This is a genomic window from Streptomyces sp. NBC_00207 (genome assembly GCF_045160965.1).
Lineage (GTDB): Bacteria > Actinomycetota > Actinomycetes > Streptomycetales > Streptomycetaceae > Streptomyces.
In genome coordinates this window covers 7930108-7946407 of record NZ_CP130715.1, presented here as the reverse complement: position 1 = coordinate 7946407, position 16300 = coordinate 7930108, and the positions used below count along the sequence as shown (strand labels likewise).

Sequence of the window (16300 nt, the reverse complement as noted above, 5' to 3'; positions counted from 1 at the left end):
GGACTGCGGCGCGGGCGGCGCGGGTAGCGTCCGTGGCGTCCGGCATTGATGACTTAAGACACTCTCTGACACTTCCGAAACACACGTATACACACTCACCCACATACACACCCAGCTACCTACAGCCGGACAACTCAGGAGCAAAAGTGCTGAATTTCGCGATCGGGATACCCTCCCTCCACGCGGGGCCTGCCCCGCCGTAGCTGTCCTGCAATCCGTGAGACCCGAGCCGCCCAAGGGCGGCGCCATGGTCACGCAGGCTTACGCGCCTGCCGGGTCTCTCGGCGACAGCACAGGAGGAGGGGTGTACCAAAACCCCTTACTTTCTGAAAGAGATGACCATGACCGACCACGAACACGCTCGTCCTGCCGTCGTCGCAGTGATCCTGAACGAGGCAGCCAAGGAAGCCGCCATGATGGGGCCCGAGGTGGCAGACGCGTTGGAGCGGCTGCGCGGCGAGCTGGAGGAGCACCCGCTGATCGGGAACCTCCGCGGGGGCGGAGACGGCGAACTCGTCTTCTGGTACCCCATGACGGTTGGCGCACGGGAGTTCACCGTGCCGTACGTGTACGTTCCGGAGTCCGTTCCCCCGGTGCTGACCGTGGGCAGGCCGGTCCCGAAGGACCTGATGTGACCGGCTGCCCCTGACGCTCTGCCCCTGCTTCGGCGGGGGCATCGTCGTGTTCGGCGTGGTGCGGGGGGCAGGGCTCGAACGGGTCGGGATGATCGCGGGGTTGAGTGCTCGACTCCCCCGGAGGTGCGCCATGTCGCAGCCGTACGATCCCCGCCGTGTCCACCCTGATGACCGGCTCGACGCGATCGAGGGTGTGCTCCCCCGGCACGGGCAGGCGATCGAGGCCGTGCAGAGCGCCGTGGACACCGTGCGGGCGGCCGTCGCGCGGGACGCCGGGGTGATCGACGGTCACCTGTCGTCCCTGGGCGGGCAGATGGACCGAATCGGTCAGGGCGTCGCGGACGCGCACCGCGCGGTCCTGGGCGCGGTGGGCGACGTCGCCGAAGGGGTGGCTGCTGGCCGGCACGTTCTCGAGAACGCTGTCGCCCGGGCTGCGGAGCAGCTCCTCGCGGCGGTTCGCGCGGGGCACCAGGAGCAGGACGAGGCGCTCGGGGAGGCTGCGGCGGGACTGCTGGCGGCCGTGGAGGCGGTGACGGTCGCGCAGTCCGGTGGGCTGGGCGAGATCGTCACGGTGCTGGAGGCGCTGCGGGGTGAGCTGTTGGCGCAGCACGAGGAGGCCTTCGGCGAGGTCGCGGCCGGGCAGGCGGAGCACCGGGAGGCCCTGGCGGAGGCGAAGGCCGGTCTGCTGGGCGGGGTGGAGTCGCTGGCGGCCGGGCAGGGCGAAGTGTTGGGCATGGTGGTGCTCGGCCGGGAGGAGCAGCGGGAGGTACTGGGCGCGGTCGCGGATGCGGCGGGGCGTACGGGGGCGGCTCTGGAGGATCTCGCGGCGGGGCAGGTGGAGCAGCGCCAGGTTCTCGACGGGCTCGCGGCCGGGCAGCAGCGGGCGGCCGGAGACACGGCGGCGGTGCGCGATGCGGTCGAGGCCGGGCTGGGTGAACTCGGCGAGGAGCAGCGCCGGCACGTGGAAGGTGTCGTAGATGCGGTGCGCGAGTCGGGGCGGGAGCTGGGCGCCGTGCTGGCGGCGCAGTCCGGGGATATCGGGCACCTGGTGGCGGCCGTCCCGGGGATCGGGGAGGTGCTCGCGCATCTGTCGGCGCAGGCGGAGGAGATTCGGGCCGAGGTGGACGGCGAGAAGGCGCTGGAGCGGCTGCGGGATCTCGGGGACCGGCTGACTGCGGAGCTGGCGGTGCTGCGGGCGCTCGGGGACGTACCGGAGGCGGTCGCGGACCGGGTGAGCGTGGTGGTGTCGGAACTGTCCGCGGCGGTGCGGGCGATCATGGACGACATCCGCGGCGCCCTGGTGGACATGCACGCCGATGTGCAGCACACGGCGAAGCTGCTTCCGGTGATCGAGTCGGCGCAGGAGCGCACGGCGGTGGACGTGTCCGGGCTGCGGGCGCAGATGGGCGACTTGGCCAACGAGGTGGGCGGGGTGTCCTCGCAGGTGTCAGGCGTCGCGGGTGATGTGCGGTCGCTGGCGGAGGGGATGCGCCTCGTTCTGGGTGCGGCGGCCCGGACGGAGCGGACGCTCCTGGCGATGGAGAGGCGGCTCGCCCCGGCCGTCCCGGTGGCGGAGGAGGCGGCCCGCTAGAGGGCAACGAGCAGCTCGTGCAGGGGTGTCCCGGTCGCGGCCGCGATACGGCCGTGCACGATGTCCGCACAGGCGAGGGCGATCTGGTCGAGGTGATCGGTGGGGATGTGTGCCCACCGGGCCGCCTGTGGTGGGTCGGTGGGCAGCGTGGGGGCCTTGGCGGTGCCGGAGTCCCAGTACGGGCGGGCGTGGACCTGGGCGAGGGTGAGGCCGGATTCGATGGCGAGGGCGGCGGCCAGTGGCCGGCACCGTGCGGTGAGGAGGTCGTGGAGCGGGTCGGGGTTGCGGGCGCAGTGGCCGCACTGCCGCCAGCCTCGGGGGCGTTTCGAGCCGCGCATCACGATCTTGCCGTTTCCAGCCCGGGCGGGGGCGTGGACGCCTTGCCCGCAGTCGCAGCACGCGAAGAGCCGGGGGTCCTGCTCGACGTACTCGGGGCCGGGCATCAGCGGCACGAGGGACTCCTGGGCGTGGTCGGGCTGGCCCTGCCCGGCGTACTTCACGGGACCTTGTCGAATTCGGTCAGTACGCCGGTCAGGCGCGGGCGCTGCATACCTCGTGCGAGCGGGGCCGGGTACCAGGGGCCCCACCGAAAGATCCGAGGGTCAGCGGTGTCCGGTGTATCGGCCAACCGCAGGCCCGGCACGAGGTGTTCGGGCAGGTGATCACCCGTACGGCCCTGAGGTGTCCAGGGTGGGCGCGGCGCCGGGTGCGCCTTCGTGCAGGCGCGGGACGAGGACGGCGAGCGCGGCGTACGCCTGGGCGGGGCAGACGGCGTTCCCCAGGAGCCTGCGGCGGGCCTTGGGGCCGATGCCGGGGAGGTCGGTCCAGCCGTCGGGCAGGGCCATCATCCATTCGAGGGCGGCGGGGCTGGGTCGTCCGTCCACAGGGTCAGTTGGCCAGGGCATCGGCCGCCCGGTGCAGCGCGCCCAGTGCGTGAGGGCCTGCGCGTACTCGCCCGGGTGGACCCCGTGGGGCCAGGCCGGGCCGGAGGCGGTGGCGAGGGCGTCGGCGTAGTCGGCGGCTCCGGGGAGATCGGTGGTTCGAGCATCCCCAGGAGTTCCGCCGCCAGGTGCTTGCCGTGACGGCCGCCGGTCTGTCCCGAGCCGCCCATCGCTGCCGAGGGGGTCCTCTTGCGTGATCGGGCTTCGTTCTCGGAGGCGCGGGGGGGGTGGGCAGGCGGCTGTTCGTGTTGGGCGCACAGCCACAGACGAGTGCGCTGGTGGGGAGTGCCGATTCGGTACGAGCCCATACGGCCCCAGACGACGCGATACCCGAGGTGGGCCAGGTCCCCGACCACGCGGGGCAGGTCTCGGGCCCAGCCGGGCACGTTCTCCATGACGAGGAACGGGTGTCCCAGTGCGCGAAGGGCGTCTCGTGTAGCTGGCCAGAGGTCACGGTGGTCTTCCTCTCCGCGGCGGGGTCCGGCGACTGAGTGGGGCTGACAGGGGATCCCGGCGGTGAGGATGTCCACCGCCGGCATGGTGGTGAAGTCCACGGTGGTGATGTCGCCGTGGCCGGTGGCGTCGGGCCAGTGGTGTGCGAGGACTTGGCGGGCGGCGGGGTCGTTGTCGGCGTACCAGGCAAGGCGGGCCCCGAAGAACTCCTCGGCGGCGATGTCGAGGCCGCCGAGGCCCGAGCACAGGGACCCGAGGCGTAGGGGGCCGGTCATCCGAAGCCCCCTGCACACATAGGCGACTTGACCCCACACTGAGGGTATGAAGACGCCCAAGACGCACGCTTTGCCTCGGGTCCCGTGCCCGTCGTCTCTGCCGGGGTGCGGCCGTGAGGTCGCCCTGGCGCCCATCGCGGTACCCGGGTGGGGCCGGGTCGTGGACCACAAGCGGACCACCGGGCACGGCGAACTCGTGCTGTGCGCGGGGTCGGCGCAGCGCGTACGGCTGCCGTCCGCGAAGGCCCTTCAACTGGAGTTGGCGCTGAAGGTGATCCGTCGTTCCGCCCGGGCCGGTGGCGGGGAGCCGTTGCCGCTGTTCTGATCACCGGCCGCCTCCGAGGCTGCCGTGCCCGCGCCGGTCGAGGTAGTCCTCCATGGCGTCACTGAACCGCTGGTCGGTGGTCACGGCGAACACGGTGCGGCCGGTGGGCGGCTGGTAGCTGGCCATCGCGGAGGCTTCGGCGCGCAGGGCGGGGGCGGTGCCGGAGATGCCGCCGGTCAGGGTGACGTACCCGGCTCCGTGCGGGGGCTGGAGCCGGGCGGGGGTGGCGCGGGTGACTTCCTCGTAGTGGGCGCCGGCACCGACTCGGCCGCGGGGGAAGAAGACGCGGGCGATGCGCGAGGTGTTGGCCATGTGGTCGGCGACCGTGAGGGCGACCAGGAGGCCCTCGAAGCGGGAGCCGCCCCACATGTCTTCGCCGTACTCGTTGACCCGCTTCGTGGGGTCGTAGGACGCGAGTTCGCGGCGGAGGTCGGGGGCGAGGCGGTGCTGGCCGGACACCTTGATCCGGCCCAGTTCGATGCGGGCGGTCACTCCCCCGATGCGGCGGTGCAGGGAGATCCGGTACCGGGCTTCGGCTGCTGCGGGGCCGACATCGACCGCGTACGTGTGGGCGGTGACCTTGCGGCGGAGCCTGCGGGCGTTGCTGTTGTCCCCGCGGGTCTCGGCGACCGCCGCGGCCTGGTCGAGGAGCGTCCGCAGGGTGGGTACGACGACCTCTTCGGCGAGGCTGGCGCCTGCCGTGGTCACGCCGATGTAGAGGTGCAGCGGCACGTCGTGCGCGAGGGCGGTGATCGTGCGGGCGAGGCGGGCCCCGTACTCCTTGCCGGTGGTGTCGTCGGGCACGTCGTCCAGGTCGGCGACGAAGAGCACGTCGAACTTCTCGCCGGGCGGCCGGTACAGGGCGGCGGTGATGATCCCGCCGTACCGGCCGGTGCCGCCGATGTCGGCGACGATCACGTACCGGCGCACGGGCGCGGTGGTGGGCACGAAGGTCTCCTACGGCTGGTCTGGGCTGTAGACGCGGGGGGCGGTGCGGGGCGGGGTGAGACCGCGCTGTTCGGCGGCATGGGCCCACACGTATTCGCCGGTCCAAGCGGCGAGCTGGAGGGCGCTTACGCGGTCGTCCGAGGCGGTGCCCGCCGCCCGGTACTGGGTGCGGCCGGTCGGGCTGGTGTGGAAGGCGTAGGCGGTGAGCTCGTCGCGGAGGGCCGCGGAGTCGTCGAGCGCGGCCGGCACCGTGACGGCCTTCTGCTCGATGAGGGCATGCAGGCAGGTGACGAGTCCGTGCGGGCCGCCCTTGGGCACGCCGAAGCCCTCCTCCCACGAGCCGGTGATCTTCTGCCCGCCGTGGGCGTGAACGGCGAGGACGTCGCAGGGCGGCGCCTGGTCGGTGATGCGCTCGTGTACGGCGCGGCCGATGCCTCCCCGGTCCAGGGTGAGGACCGCCTCCCACCCGGCGCCGGACAGGTCGGTGATCGTGTCGCAGACCCAGGTGGCGACGTCGGCGTACCGGGTGCCCGGGCGGGCGGCGGCGGACAGGGCGAGGGTCCAGCGGGGCAGTGTCCGGGCCGGGTTGCGGCGGCCGTGGGGTACGAGTCCGGCGAGGACCGTGCGGTCTCGGGCCTGCCCGATGTCGAGGCCAAGGCTGATGACCTTCACGCTGCCTCCCGCATGAGGGGCAGTTCGAAGGGCAGCTCGTCGTCGTCCACGAACATGGAGTCGATGAGGGCGGGCGCCCAGATGCCGCGCGACGACGACACGAAGTCGGCTTCGAATTCCTGGGCGAAGACGTGCCGGGGCCGGGTGCGCCGGTAGTGCTCCACGAAGTCCTGCGACAGGCGGGGGCACATGTTCCACGGGACGTGCCACCGCTGGTAGGAGTCGCCGCCGTTGGCCCAGGCGTCCCACCACCAGCCGCGCTCACCGTTGGGTGAGCTGGTAGCGACCCATGCGCCGCCGCCGGGGACGGCCGCGAGGGTCGGGGCGAGGGCTTCGGAGACGGCGGAGTCTGAGATGAACGCGGACTCGTCGGTGATGAGGAGTCCGGCGGTGTAGCCGCGGGCTCCCACTCCCGCCGGCACTGCCCGGATCTTCCCTCCGGACTCGGCGAGTTCGAGGGAGGTCGCCGCGTCGCGGGCAAGGGGTACGTCCGCGCGGCGGCAGATTTTCCGCATGGTGGTGATCAGGGCGGTGGACTGGTGCACGGCCGGGGCCGCAACGATCACGTCGTACTGCGGGCGGTACAGGGCGAACCACACGCCCAATACGGCCTGGCAGGTGCTCTTGCCGACCTGGCGCCCCGCCGCGACCAGGAGCCGCGAGCCGGGCGCGGTGGCGTGCACGGCGACTTCCCGTTGCCACGGGTCGAACTGGTAGCCCGCAGCGGCGGCGAGCACCGAGGGGTCCACAGCGGCGCGGAACGCGGTCAGGTCGTCCATCACCGGCCGCCTTCCGCCGCGCGGATCACGGGCGGCAGGGCCCGCGTGTGCGGGGGCGGTGGCGGGGGCTGGGCGAGGGCGCCTTCGGCGAGTTCCTGGAGCCGCTCGGCGTAGGCGAGGCGGGCTTCGGGGTCGGCGGCGAACAGCTCGTCGAGGATGGCGACGATCCCGCGCCAGGCGGGCGTGCCGACGATCTGCACGACGGTCTCGGCGGGCGGTGGCGGGGTCAGGGCGCCTGTCGTGCGGGCGTGGAGTTCGGCGGCCCGGGTGAGGGCTTCCACGGCCCGGGTGCGGGCGGAGGTGGTGCGCGCGGTGGCCGGGCAGGCGTCGAGGGTTTCCAGCGCCTCGGCGACGGCGACCGCGACCAGGCTCCGGGAGTGGGCGGGGGTGTCGAGGTCGGCGAGGTCGTCCTCCCCGGGGGCGGCGAGCTCGTCGGGCCGCTCGCGGATGTGGGCGCGCAGGTCGGCCGGGCGGACCCGATAGGCGGCGGCGGTCGCGGTGACGCCCATCAGGCCGGAGGTGAGGGCCTCCTCGATGGCCAGGCGCCGGGAGTGGATGCAGACGGGACACCCCGGTACCGCCGGCACCGGCTTCGTGGGGGCGGTCACGGGGTGGCCGCCTTGAGCCGGGCCAGCTCCTCGGCCATCTCCGCGGCGGCTCGGCGCAGGTCGGCGTACTCGCGAAGCTGGCGTGCCTGCTCGGCCTGCTCGGCGGTCTGTACCCGGAGCCGGTCGGCCTTCGCACCGAGAGGGGCGCCGCCGTGGAGGTGGCGGTACAGGCTGATCGCGTAGGCGACGTGGTCGCCCGCCTCCTCGCGGATGCGGCCCGCGTGCGGGGACAGCGGCAGGCGGGGACCGTCGGAGCAGTACCGCAAGGTGGTGAGGACGGAACGGTGCCCGATCTCCTGGCGGATCTCCTGCGGGCTGTACCCGCAGGCGAGGCCGGTCCGGACCCAGGTCCGGCGGAAGTCGTGGGCGGCGACGGGGCCAATCCCCGCCACGGTGGTGAGGCGGCGCACCAGCAGTGCGAGGCGGTCTTCGGTGAGCGGGACGAGCTCGCCGTGCGCGCGAGTCCGGACCCTCAGGAGCGGCACCCAGCCGTCCCGCGTACGGGCCGGGGCGACGGCCTGCCCGTAGCGCAGCGCGTTGTCGAGGGCCTCGGCGGCGCCCTCGGTGAGGCGGCGGACGGCCATCGGCTCGCGCAGGGCGGTCCCGGTGGTGCCGGGGCCCCGGCCGCGTCCCTTCACACGGATGATGGGGCCGCGTGCGTCGCGGGGGTGGTAGTCGCCGAGCCGCAGGCGCCGGGCCTCAATGGGGCGGATGCCGGTGTCGGCGAGGACCAGGAGCACCGCCAGGTCCAGCGGATTGGTACGGGCGGCGCGGGTGAGGGCGAGAAGGTCGGCGGGGGTGAGGGTGCGGCCGTCCACGCCCCGGGCACGGTCGGTGCGGGCGACCTTGGCGTGCTCGGTGGGGTCCGACCAGGCCAGGCCTGCCTCGACCGCCCACCGGCTGAACGACCGCACGGCCTTGGATCGCATCTCCGAGTACCGGGCGGATGGCATCCCCGACGAGCGGCCCGGGGCGTGGGTGCGGGCCTGGGTGCAGAACCGTTCGACGTGGGCGGCGGTCGCCTCGGTGAGCGGGTCGGTGTTCTGGCCCTCGCAGTACGTCAGCCACTGCCGGACCACCCCGACGTAGGGGTGTGCTGACGAGCGCTCCGGTTGGGGGAAGCGCCGCTCAAGGTAGGACTTGTACGCGGCGAACGCGGTCCCGCGCAGCAGTTCGTCGTCGCCGGGCCGCCAGCCCTTGCGTCCTCTCACCATCCGGCATCTCACCCAGGCCAGTGCGCGCGGCGTCTCACCTGCGCACATGCCCGGCCCACCAGCCAGCGGCGTACCCGATCATGACACCACCCGGGGGCGGTCCCGGATGGTGCGGCTCGCCGGAGCGGCTAGCGGGTGCGGTAGTTGCGGGCGCGGGCGGCTTCCTCGCGGCGCTGTTGGAGGTTCGCGCGGATCGAGGCGAGGGCGGCCTGGCGGACTTCGGGGCGTGCGGCCGGCACCGGCTTGCATGGGTGGTCGGCGGTGCGGGCCGGTGCCGGGCGGGCAGCGGGGCGGGAGAAGCGGGGCGCGTAGGGGCGGCAGCACGCACACCCGGCGCAGTCGTCCGTTTCGCAGCAACTTGCCATGATGTGACACCTCCTGTGAGGTATATCCCCATTCAGGGTGTCATGGTCACGGCATCGTGTGCACGGATTCACGGGCCCGTTCCGGCGCCCCCCTGGCCTTCGAGGCCAGCCAGCCACCGCTCGCCGGACGCGGTGACCACGTAGCGCGGGCGCGCGCGGATGCTCCGGGGGGCGCTCTCCACGTGCCCCAGGGCGATGTGTTCGGCGAGGATCTGGAGCACCTCGAACTCTTCCCCCAGGCCCTGGGCGGCGAGATCCGACGGGGTGATGCCCGGCTCCCCCGCGGCCTGGATGGCGTGCAGGACGGACGGGTACGTCACCGACTCCGCGACGCTCGCGCGGATCTCCTCGCGCTGGTAGGGCACAGGGTGCTCCCAGGCGACCACCTGCCGGTCAGGAGCTGTGCGAGGGCGGCCGTTCGCGGTCAGGCCCTCGGAGGCGAACCACTGGTCGATGGAACGCCAACGTCGATTCTCAGGCTTGGACATGGCGCCAGTGTCGGGCTGCTCCGGGCCAGGACGGAGCACCGTGGCCGTGTCGCCGATCCGGTCCCGGAAACACGAATGCCCCCGCCGGCATCCGGCGGGGGCATTCGAGAATCAGGGGGTCATCCCCACAGGGCGGGGCGGCGGCGCTCCAGGCCGGTGCGGCCCCAGCGGAGGCCGACCCATCCGAGGGCGATCACGCGGGCGTTGTGGACGCGGCGCAGGAGATCGTGCCGGACAGCGCACCAGCCGCCGGGGCACTGGTGGGTCGTACGGCCGAGGGTGACCGCCAGCAGCGGCACGGCGGTACTCCCGGCGGGGGCCGGGTCCGCGGGGCCCTGGTGGACGACCGTGCGGTGTCCGCCGCGCTCGGTCCACGCGTAAGCCTCGTCGCTCACGGGCACTGCTCCTTCCCGATCACCTGGGGGCCGGTGAACGCGCCGCCCTTGTCGGCCATCCCGTCCGGCTCCTTGAGGGCCTGCACGGTGGCGTAGTACCTCGTACGGTACGCGCCGGGCACGCACGCCGTGGTGACGGTCCGCGATTTCGTCACCCGCAGGGCGGGCGCTTTCGCGTACTGCTCGCGGGCGACCTCCTGCCAGCCGCCGGGGGTCTTCTTCTCCAAGGTGACCGTCACCGTGGACTCCAGCACCGCCTCGTAGCAGGTCTGATCGACGCGGCCGGTCAGGCGTCCCGCCTCCACGAACGGGATGTGCGGCACGAACAGGCAGGCGCTCCCCCGGTCGCCCGTGACGCGGCCCTTGTCGTCGGTGGCCGGGGCACAGCCGCCCTGTTCGGCTCCGGTGGCCGCGAGGACGGCCGCCAGGGCGAGGGCGGCCGTCATGGTGCGGCGTAAGCGGTTCATGATCTTGTCCCTTCACGAAGAGATCCCCCTGCCCGGGGTGGGCAGGGGGCGCGGGGATTCAGGCGTCCGGCTCGGGATGGGGCCCGTCGTCCTCGTCGCAGTCGCCGGGCCACTCGCTTTCGTCGTACGTGACGGGCTGGACCTGCTTGCAGGCGCGGCACCTGTCGGCGTCGTCGGCGGCCCAGGTCTCGCCGCCGCAGAAGACGCACCGGTCGGCGGTGACGCCGGGCAACGGGAGATCGGTCAGGTTGCAGGCCGGACAGGTGTCGGTGGAACCGCTGCGGGTCCAGCCGACGGCTTGAGCCTGGGGCAGGATGTCGCCGAGGCCCTCCCACACGTACAGGCCTTTGCACCCGTCCGTCTCGCAGAGGACGGCCGGGGCGATCACCGGGCCTCCCCGGTCGCCCAGAAGCCGGTGATCCGGTAGGTGATCGTGGCGCGCATCGACGTGGCGCCCATCACCCACCGTTCCCCGCGGTCGTCCACGACGACGTGCCGGGGATCGTCCTCCTCGGTCGGGCGGTGCAGGCCCATGCGGAGCGGGCCCGGCGCGTCGCCATGGATCGCGGAGTGTCCGGCGAAGACGGGCTCGGTGAGCATCCGCCCGGCGGCGAACCCAGACCGGTGGAGCTCCGCCGGCACGTTCTCGAGAATGCCGTCCAACTCGATGACGACCGTCCGCGCTTCGGGCCCGACCTCCTCCGCTTTCCGCTCGCACGGGCACGGCTCGGTGTAGGGGGTTCCGTCCTGGTGCGTCGGCCGGTGGGCGAAGGCCCAGCCTGCGGCCTGGCAGGTGCGGGCGGTGTGGCACGGGCAGTTCGGGCAGTCGTCCGGCGCAGGCCGGGCCCAGTGGTGACCGTCGGGGGCGTCGAGCGAAGAGTCTTCGATCCAGCGGGTCACTGCGCGGTCTCCGTGGTGAGGTTGCGGATGGTGGACTGGGCTTCGGCGAGGCGGGTCCGGAGCTGCTCGGCGGCGACGGTGGCGTGCGCGAGGGACCGGGCGGCGACGGTGACGACCTCGCGCGGGGTGGCGGTCTCCTCGCTGGAGACGCCGACGGCTCCGCGGGCCTCCATGCGGACCAGGGCCGCGGCGGCTTCCTCGGTGGCCTGGACGAGCTTGGAGCCGAGCGAGGCGAGTGCGCCGAGAACGTCGTACACGTCGCCCGTGTACGCGTATCCGTGGTCGGCGACGGTCCGGTTGAGGAGCTGCAAATCGGTGTCGGCGTCGCGGGCGAGCTGTGCCGCCGTTCCGCTCTCGCTGTCGGTGGTCATCTCTACGTCTCCTTCGTGTGGGTGCGGGAACGACTCCGCCCGCCAGCCGAGAGGTTCGGCTGGCGGGCGGAGAGGGTGATGCGCCCGGCCGCCGGGTGGCGGCCGGGCTGGGGTCTTAAGGGCTCCAGGTCTCCCCCGGCGCAGTCGGCGCCGGAACCGTCGTGGTGGTCGGGTGCGGGGGTCCCGGGAGTGCCGGGCAACACGGCCGTGCAGGTGGGGCAGCGGCCGGAAGGGCCGGGTAATCCGTTCACTGGGGTATCTCCGTGGATCTGTGGAGGTGCGAGACGGACAGCGCGGCCAGGACCGGGCTCGCGGAGTGGGCCTTCGCCAGGGCCTCGGGGGTGGTGAGGGTCATCAGCGGTTGTCCCGGCCGAGCTTGCGGCCGATGTGCCAGTGCCCGCCGTGGGCGTACGGGCACGGGTAGGCGGTGCGGCGCTGGAGGTAGGGCTCGCGGGCGGCCATGCCGTGCGCGGCGGCCTTCGCGGCGGCCTCGCTGGCGAACGGCTTCTTGCCGGTGCACACGATGGCGCGGCTGGCCTTGCGGCGTACGGAAGCTCCGGTCGGCATCGGGTTCTCCTTCAGTGTCGGCCTCGTGGCCGGCACCGAAGGGCGCACGGCCGGGACTAGTTGGGGGCGAGGTGGCGGAGCGCCTCGGCGGTGTTGCTGAGGCGGGCCTGGGTCTGGCGGGCGTGGTGGGTCGCGTTCTCGGCCTGAACGGCGGCTTCGTCGGTCCAGTGGCGCGGGGTCTCGCGGTCGGTGGACCGCCAGTCGTCGCTGTGCCGGTGGGCGCGGACGTAGCGGTCGAGGCGCTTGCTGGCCGCGCGGAGCTGGTCGGCCGCTTCCGCGAGGGCTTCGGCGGTCGCCGCGGCCTCGGCGGGGTACGCGTAGGCGCGGTTCGGGTCCTCGGTCGCCTGGGCGATCTGGCGCAGGAGAGCGGCGGCCTGGGCGGCGGTGATGGGGTGCGCGGTCATGAGGTGAGGGTGCATCACCGTGCAGGCCTGCGCGAGTGGTTCCCGGCGGTTGCCTGTTGCCGGTTGGGGCGGCCCGGGGGAAGGTCCCCCGGGCCGCCGGGTCAGTTCGCGTCGCCGAGGACGGCGTGCAGCTCGGCGAAGAACACCCCCTTGCCGGGGATCTTGTTCACGCGGACCGGCTTGACGGTGACTCCCGCGTTGCGGAGGGCGTCACCGACGGCCACGGCGTCCCAGTCGTCGCCGTGGGTCCCGTCGGCGTTGAGGCGGTCGGCGATGTCCGCGAGGTGCGCGCGGTCGGCGTCGGCCGGGTAGAGCGAGAGGATCAGGGCGACGATCTCGCGCATGTTGGTGATGGTGACCTCGGGGGCTTCGTCGTCGCCGTCTTCGTCGGCGGCGTACGGGTCGAAGTCGTCGTCGGTGTCGTCGTCCTGGGCGGCGGTGTAGGTGCCGCCTTCCGCGTTGCCGTAGCCTCCGGCGCCGCCTGCGGCGGTGGAGATCCCGGTGAGCTGGAGGAGGGCTTCCTCGATCGGGTCGAAGCGCTGCCCGGGGAGGGCTCCGGCGGCCTGGCGGAGGGCGTAGCCCACAGCCATGATCGCGGCGAACTCCGCGTCGGTGGTGTGGCAGGAGCGGACCTTGCGGGGGATGCCGCCGAGGGCGAGCCAGCCGACGCCCCGGGTCTCGTCGCTGATCTTGGAGGCGTCGAAGCCCTGTCCAGCCCGACCGTCTCCGAGGATCGTGTTCGAGCTGGTCGCGTCGTCGGTGCGCATGCCCCACCGGCCGCCCACGTTGTTGCGCAGGAGCCGGGGCACCACTTCGACCATGGGGGTCTGTGTGGCCATCACGAGGATGATCCCGACGTCGAGGCCCTGGGACCCGAGGAGGATCAGCAGGCGGAGGATCTTCGCGCCGAGCTTCTTGTGCGTGGTGTACGGGTACAGCTCGTCAACGACGACGACTTCGACGGGCATTTCGTGGAGCAGGTCGGCGTCGAGCTTGCTGCGGCCGAGGTCGGACAGGCGGGCGTGCCTGCGGTCCATCTCCTCCTTGTAGATGAGCAGGAGCGCCAGGAGCCGCTCCGGCGAGTGCTTGAAGAACGTCGCGGCGAGGCGGGCGGAGCGGTTGTGCTCGCCGGAGCCCTTGCCGTCGATGATGCGGAAACGGACGCGGGGGTCGAGGGCTGCCGCGCAGATGAGTGCGGCGATGGCGACGCCCTTACCGGAGCGGGAGGCGCCGCCCAGCAGAAGGGCGATGTCCCGCAGGGGGATGAACACCACGTCGCCGCGCGGCCCGAACGCGACCGGCGCGCCGATCTCCCACAGGTCGAGGGGTTCGGTCTGCCCGATCAGCGGGGACGGGCGGCTGACCGCGAACGGGTCCACGACGAACTTGGAGACGCGGATCATGCGGGCGTGGCCGCCGGCACTCGGGGGGACCCGCTCCAGGATGAGCAGGGACTCGTCCACGCTCATTTCGGCGGCGACCTTGACGCGCTTTTTCATGACCGCTTCGGCGTCGAGGTCCATCCCCGACGGCAGCACCATCACGGCGGACCAGCCGAGTTCGTCGCGTACGACGGGGCCTTCGATGGTGGCGTGCGGGAACAGGGTCTGCGCGTTGTCTCCCTCCCCCACCTTCACCGGCTTGATCAGCTTCGTTGCGTACAGGGCACGGGTGAACTCGACAGCTTCGTCGGAGACCTTGGAGGGGTCGTACGTCTCGTGCACGGCGGTCGGGTCGGGTGCCTGTCCGGGCACGGTGGCAGTGACGCCGGGCCCGAGTTCGGGCAGGCGCAGCGCCTCGGGGATCTCCCGCTGTGTGAGGGGGATCGGGTGGCGGGTGAGCCACCAGGCCCCGACGGCCGAGACGGGCAGTGCGGCGAGTGCGGCGAGCGGGGCCTGGATGACGACGGCGACCCCGGCCGCGGTGACTGCTACGGCGGCGAACACGAACCGCTTCGCGCCGCTGACCCGTCGGGCCCGGGTGATCTGGTCGGCGGTCGGCTGGACCGGCTCGAACGGCTGGGCGCGCAGGGCGGTAAGCCCGGCCTGGCGGCGCCGTACTTCGTCGCGGGCCTGGTGCACCGCGATCTTCTGGTCTTGGTTGAGGCCGGTCGTCGCGGCCGTGGACATGAGGTCCGCGAGGCGCTTCTCCGCCTCGGTGAGACCGGTCTGCGCTTCGGTGCGCTGCTGCTGGTACTGGTCGAACTGGATCTTCACCAGGGCCCGGCGGAACTCGTCGTCGGACTTGTGGCCGCCGGAGATCGTGTGCACGGCGACGTGCCACAGGTTGGCGTATCCGGGGCCGGTCAGCCCTGCGACGGCCCGGGCGGCGGTGGTGACGGTCTGCGACATTCGGGAGGGGCGGCGGTGGGTGGCGGGTCCGTCGGGCGGTTCCGGTGCGCCGGCACTCGGGGCATCGTCCTCGACGAACTCGCCCCACACGTATTCGCCTTCGTAGGGGGTCACTTCGGCACTCATCTTGGGCACCTTCTTGGGGCGTCTCGGGGTCGTCCTGGGGGCGGCGGGCGTAACCCGTAACCCGTAACCGAGGGGTCCCCGCAGGCGGGTTACGGCTCGTAACCCGCCGATACGGGGCCCTCGGCTACACCGGTTACGCGGTTACATCCCAGTTCAGGCGCTTAAGCGAAGAACCAGGCCTGAATGGTGCTGGCGCCGATGCCGTTGACGATCGGGACCATGAGCGCGGCCCCGACGAACGGGCCGAGGCCGACCCCGGAGACGCCGCCCCACCCGATTTCCTTCTTGAGGGGGCCCACTGCGGACTTGAACCACACGATCGTGATGGCGACGACCACGAGCATGATCACGGCTCCGAACGGGGTGAGCACGCCATAGTCGGCGGCCCGCGAGACGCTTACAGCCTGTGACCCTGTGCCGGACTTGAGGGCCTGGTCACCGGCCCAGCCGATGCCGTCGCGGGCCCACCCGATGATGGTCCCGATGATCCCGCCCGCGCAGGCACCGGCCAGCCCGAAAGAGACCGACGCGAGCGCGAAGGACGCCAGGTCCTTGATCTTCCGGGACCCCTTGGACGACTTGAACCACCACCAGGCGATCCGTACGACGAAGACGAGCAGGCCGACGGTGAACATTCCGAGCGTTGCCGTCTTCACGAGGAACTCCCAACGGTGGCGGTGAGCAGGGCCAGAGAGGCCGGGATGGAGTAGAGCGGGGACAGGGCGACGCCCCACAGGGCCCAGCGGGTCAGGGCGTTGTGGAAGTAGCCGTGCGTTCCGAGGGCGAAGAGACCGGCGAGGGCGACCAGGCCGAGCGGGTTGGCGTGGGTGGCGGCCTGGTACTCGGCGACGGCCACGCCGACCAGCGGCGCCGAGGACACGGCCGCGATGATCGCGGTCCGTCCGTGCTTTGAGCTGGTCATTCGGCCGATCCACGAGAAGTCGAAGCGCTTCTCGCGCTGCTTCTCGGGGGCCATGTAGATGGCCAAGGCGTCCGCGATCATGTGCGCGGTCTCCTGGGCCTGCTCCCGCCAGGGCTCAGCGCCCGGGGCGGGGTAGTGCACTTCAGGCTCTCGCTGTGCGGGGATCGAGTGCCAGGCCACGGGGTCCTGCTGCTGGCCGGGCGGGTAGGCAGGGGGCGGCGGGTAGCTGCCCGGGGTGGGCGTGGTCACGGCCGCCCCCCGGGTGCGACGCCCCGCGCGATGAGCGCGGCGCGCACGATCAGCTCGTCCTGACCGGGCGTTGCGGTGTGGATCTCTTCCGGCGCCCACGCGGCCGGCACCACCTCGGGGGTGCGTGCGCGGTAGATGCGGAGCACGGTCGCCGCCGCCGAGAGCCACGTGCGCAGCGGAAGCGATTTCTGTTCGAACGGTATGGCTGTCATCGTGTCCTCAACCTCTGTGTGGGGAGGGGGCACCGGCTTGCT

Annotated in this window: 23 protein-coding genes; 3 read left to right on the top strand and 20 right to left on the bottom strand. The window is 72.6% G+C overall.

Annotation, left to right across the window (positions count from 1 at the left end; all coding sequences use genetic code 11):
• The first annotated feature begins 341 nt into the window (after nucleotides 1-341).
• Together OG472_RS36735 and OG472_RS36730 are read left to right on the top strand one after the other, a co-directional pair.
• Entirely contained in the window at nucleotides 342-635 is a 294-nt protein-coding gene (locus OG472_RS36735; RefSeq protein ID WP_405942541.1) for a hypothetical protein, read from the top strand.
• Between the two features lie 130 nt (nucleotides 636-765).
• Entirely contained in the window at nucleotides 766-2226 is a 1461-nt protein-coding gene (locus tag OG472_RS36730) for a hypothetical protein (protein ID WP_405942540.1), read from the top strand.
• On the opposite strand, the gene OG472_RS36725 is transcribed toward OG472_RS36730, so the two are convergent.
• From OG472_RS36725 to OG472_RS36715, 3 genes are all read right to left on the bottom strand, one after another.
• Nucleotides 2223-2726 (bottom strand): hypothetical protein, encoded by a 504-nt coding sequence (locus OG472_RS36725; RefSeq protein WP_405942539.1) that lies wholly within the window; start codon nucleotides 2724-2726, stop codon nucleotides 2223-2225. The two genes, OG472_RS36730 and OG472_RS36725, sit on opposite strands and share 4 nt — an antisense overlap.
• A gap of 162 nt (nucleotides 2727-2888) precedes the next feature.
• Complete coding sequence (locus OG472_RS36720; RefSeq protein WP_405942538.1) at nucleotides 2889-3110, bottom strand: hypothetical protein; 222 nt, start codon at nucleotides 3108-3110, stop codon at nucleotides 2889-2891.
• Nucleotides 3071-3895, bottom strand: coding sequence for a DNA cytosine methyltransferase (locus OG472_RS36715; protein ID WP_405942537.1), 825 nt, complete (start codon nucleotides 3893-3895; stop codon nucleotides 3071-3073). The genes OG472_RS36720 and OG472_RS36715 overlap by 40 nt, the downstream gene beginning before the upstream one ends.
• Before the next feature lie 46 nt (nucleotides 3896-3941).
• Here OG472_RS36715 and OG472_RS36710 point away from each other — a divergent pair, with 46 nt between their 5' ends.
• Nucleotides 3942-4220: a hypothetical protein gene (locus OG472_RS36710; protein ID WP_405942536.1), complete on the top strand. Its 279-nt coding sequence runs from the start codon at nucleotides 3942-3944 to the stop codon at nucleotides 4218-4220.
• Here OG472_RS36710 and OG472_RS36705 read toward each other — a convergent pair whose 3' ends face one another.
• The 17 genes from OG472_RS36705 to OG472_RS36625 form a co-directional block, all read right to left on the bottom strand.
• Nucleotides 4221-5168, bottom strand: a complete 948-nt coding sequence (locus OG472_RS36705) for a hypothetical protein (protein WP_405942535.1) — start codon at nucleotides 5166-5168, stop codon at nucleotides 4221-4223. It abuts the gene before it with no gap.
• A gap of 9 nt (nucleotides 5169-5177) precedes the next feature.
• Nucleotides 5178-5840 (bottom strand): hypothetical protein, encoded by a 663-nt coding sequence (locus OG472_RS36700; RefSeq protein WP_405942534.1) that lies wholly within the window; start codon nucleotides 5838-5840, stop codon nucleotides 5178-5180.
• Nucleotides 5837-6619 (bottom strand): hypothetical protein, encoded by a 783-nt coding sequence (locus OG472_RS36695; protein ID WP_405942533.1) that lies wholly within the window; start codon nucleotides 6617-6619, stop codon nucleotides 5837-5839. Before OG472_RS36695 ends, OG472_RS36700 begins: the two co-directional genes overlap by 4 nt.
• Nucleotides 6619-7227: a hypothetical protein gene (locus OG472_RS36690; RefSeq protein ID WP_405942532.1), complete on the bottom strand. Its 609-nt coding sequence runs from the start codon at nucleotides 7225-7227 to the stop codon at nucleotides 6619-6621. Before OG472_RS36690 ends, OG472_RS36695 begins: the two co-directional genes overlap by 1 nt.
• On the bottom strand, nucleotides 7224-8441 hold the full coding sequence (locus tag OG472_RS36685; RefSeq protein WP_405942531.1) for a tyrosine-type recombinase/integrase: 1218 nt from the start codon (nucleotides 8439-8441) through the stop codon (nucleotides 7224-7226). Before OG472_RS36685 ends, OG472_RS36690 begins: the two co-directional genes overlap by 4 nt.
• Nucleotides 8442-8874: 433 nt before the next feature.
• Complete coding sequence (locus OG472_RS36680) at nucleotides 8875-9294, bottom strand: hypothetical protein (protein WP_405942530.1); 420 nt, start codon at nucleotides 9292-9294, stop codon at nucleotides 8875-8877.
• Between the two features lie 119 nt (nucleotides 9295-9413).
• On the bottom strand, nucleotides 9414-9689 hold the full coding sequence (locus OG472_RS36675) for a hypothetical protein (protein WP_405942529.1): 276 nt from the start codon (nucleotides 9687-9689) through the stop codon (nucleotides 9414-9416).
• Nucleotides 9686-10156, bottom strand: a complete 471-nt coding sequence (locus tag OG472_RS36670; RefSeq protein WP_405942528.1) for a hypothetical protein — start codon at nucleotides 10154-10156, stop codon at nucleotides 9686-9688. The genes OG472_RS36675 and OG472_RS36670 overlap by 4 nt, the downstream gene beginning before the upstream one ends.
• Before the next feature lie 58 nt (nucleotides 10157-10214).
• Entirely contained in the window at nucleotides 10215-10544 is a 330-nt protein-coding gene (locus OG472_RS36665; RefSeq protein ID WP_405942527.1) for a hypothetical protein, read from the bottom strand.
• The gene (locus OG472_RS36660; RefSeq protein ID WP_405942526.1) at nucleotides 10541-11056 is read right to left on the bottom strand and encodes a hypothetical protein; all 516 of its coding nucleotides are present in this window, start codon (nucleotides 11054-11056) and stop codon (nucleotides 10541-10543) included. Before OG472_RS36660 ends, OG472_RS36665 begins: the two co-directional genes overlap by 4 nt.
• A complete protein-coding gene (locus OG472_RS36655) occupies nucleotides 11053-11427 on the bottom strand; it encodes a hypothetical protein (RefSeq protein ID WP_405942525.1) in 375 nt (124 codons plus the stop codon). The genes OG472_RS36660 and OG472_RS36655 overlap by 4 nt, the downstream gene beginning before the upstream one ends.
• A gap of 354 nt (nucleotides 11428-11781) precedes the next feature.
• On the bottom strand, nucleotides 11782-11994 hold the full coding sequence (locus OG472_RS36650) for a hypothetical protein (RefSeq protein ID WP_405942524.1): 213 nt from the start codon (nucleotides 11992-11994) through the stop codon (nucleotides 11782-11784).
• Between the two features lie 56 nt (nucleotides 11995-12050).
• On the bottom strand, nucleotides 12051-12398 hold the full coding sequence (locus OG472_RS36645) for a hypothetical protein (RefSeq protein WP_405942523.1): 348 nt from the start codon (nucleotides 12396-12398) through the stop codon (nucleotides 12051-12053).
• A 101-nt stretch (nucleotides 12399-12499) separates the two neighbouring features.
• Nucleotides 12500-14875: an FtsK/SpoIIIE domain-containing protein gene (locus OG472_RS36640; protein WP_405942522.1), complete on the bottom strand. Its 2376-nt coding sequence runs from the start codon at nucleotides 14873-14875 to the stop codon at nucleotides 12500-12502.
• A 161-nt stretch (nucleotides 14876-15036) separates the two neighbouring features.
• Nucleotides 15037-15531 (bottom strand): hypothetical protein, encoded by a 495-nt coding sequence (locus tag OG472_RS36635; protein ID WP_405942521.1) that lies wholly within the window; start codon nucleotides 15529-15531, stop codon nucleotides 15037-15039.
• Nucleotides 15528-16046, bottom strand: a complete 519-nt coding sequence (locus tag OG472_RS36630; protein WP_405942520.1) for a hypothetical protein — start codon at nucleotides 16044-16046, stop codon at nucleotides 15528-15530. The genes OG472_RS36635 and OG472_RS36630 overlap by 4 nt, the downstream gene beginning before the upstream one ends.
• On the bottom strand, nucleotides 16043-16258 hold the full coding sequence (locus OG472_RS36625) for a hypothetical protein (protein ID WP_405942519.1): 216 nt from the start codon (nucleotides 16256-16258) through the stop codon (nucleotides 16043-16045). Before OG472_RS36625 ends, OG472_RS36630 begins: the two co-directional genes overlap by 4 nt.
• Between the last annotated feature and the right edge of the window lie 42 nt (nucleotides 16259-16300).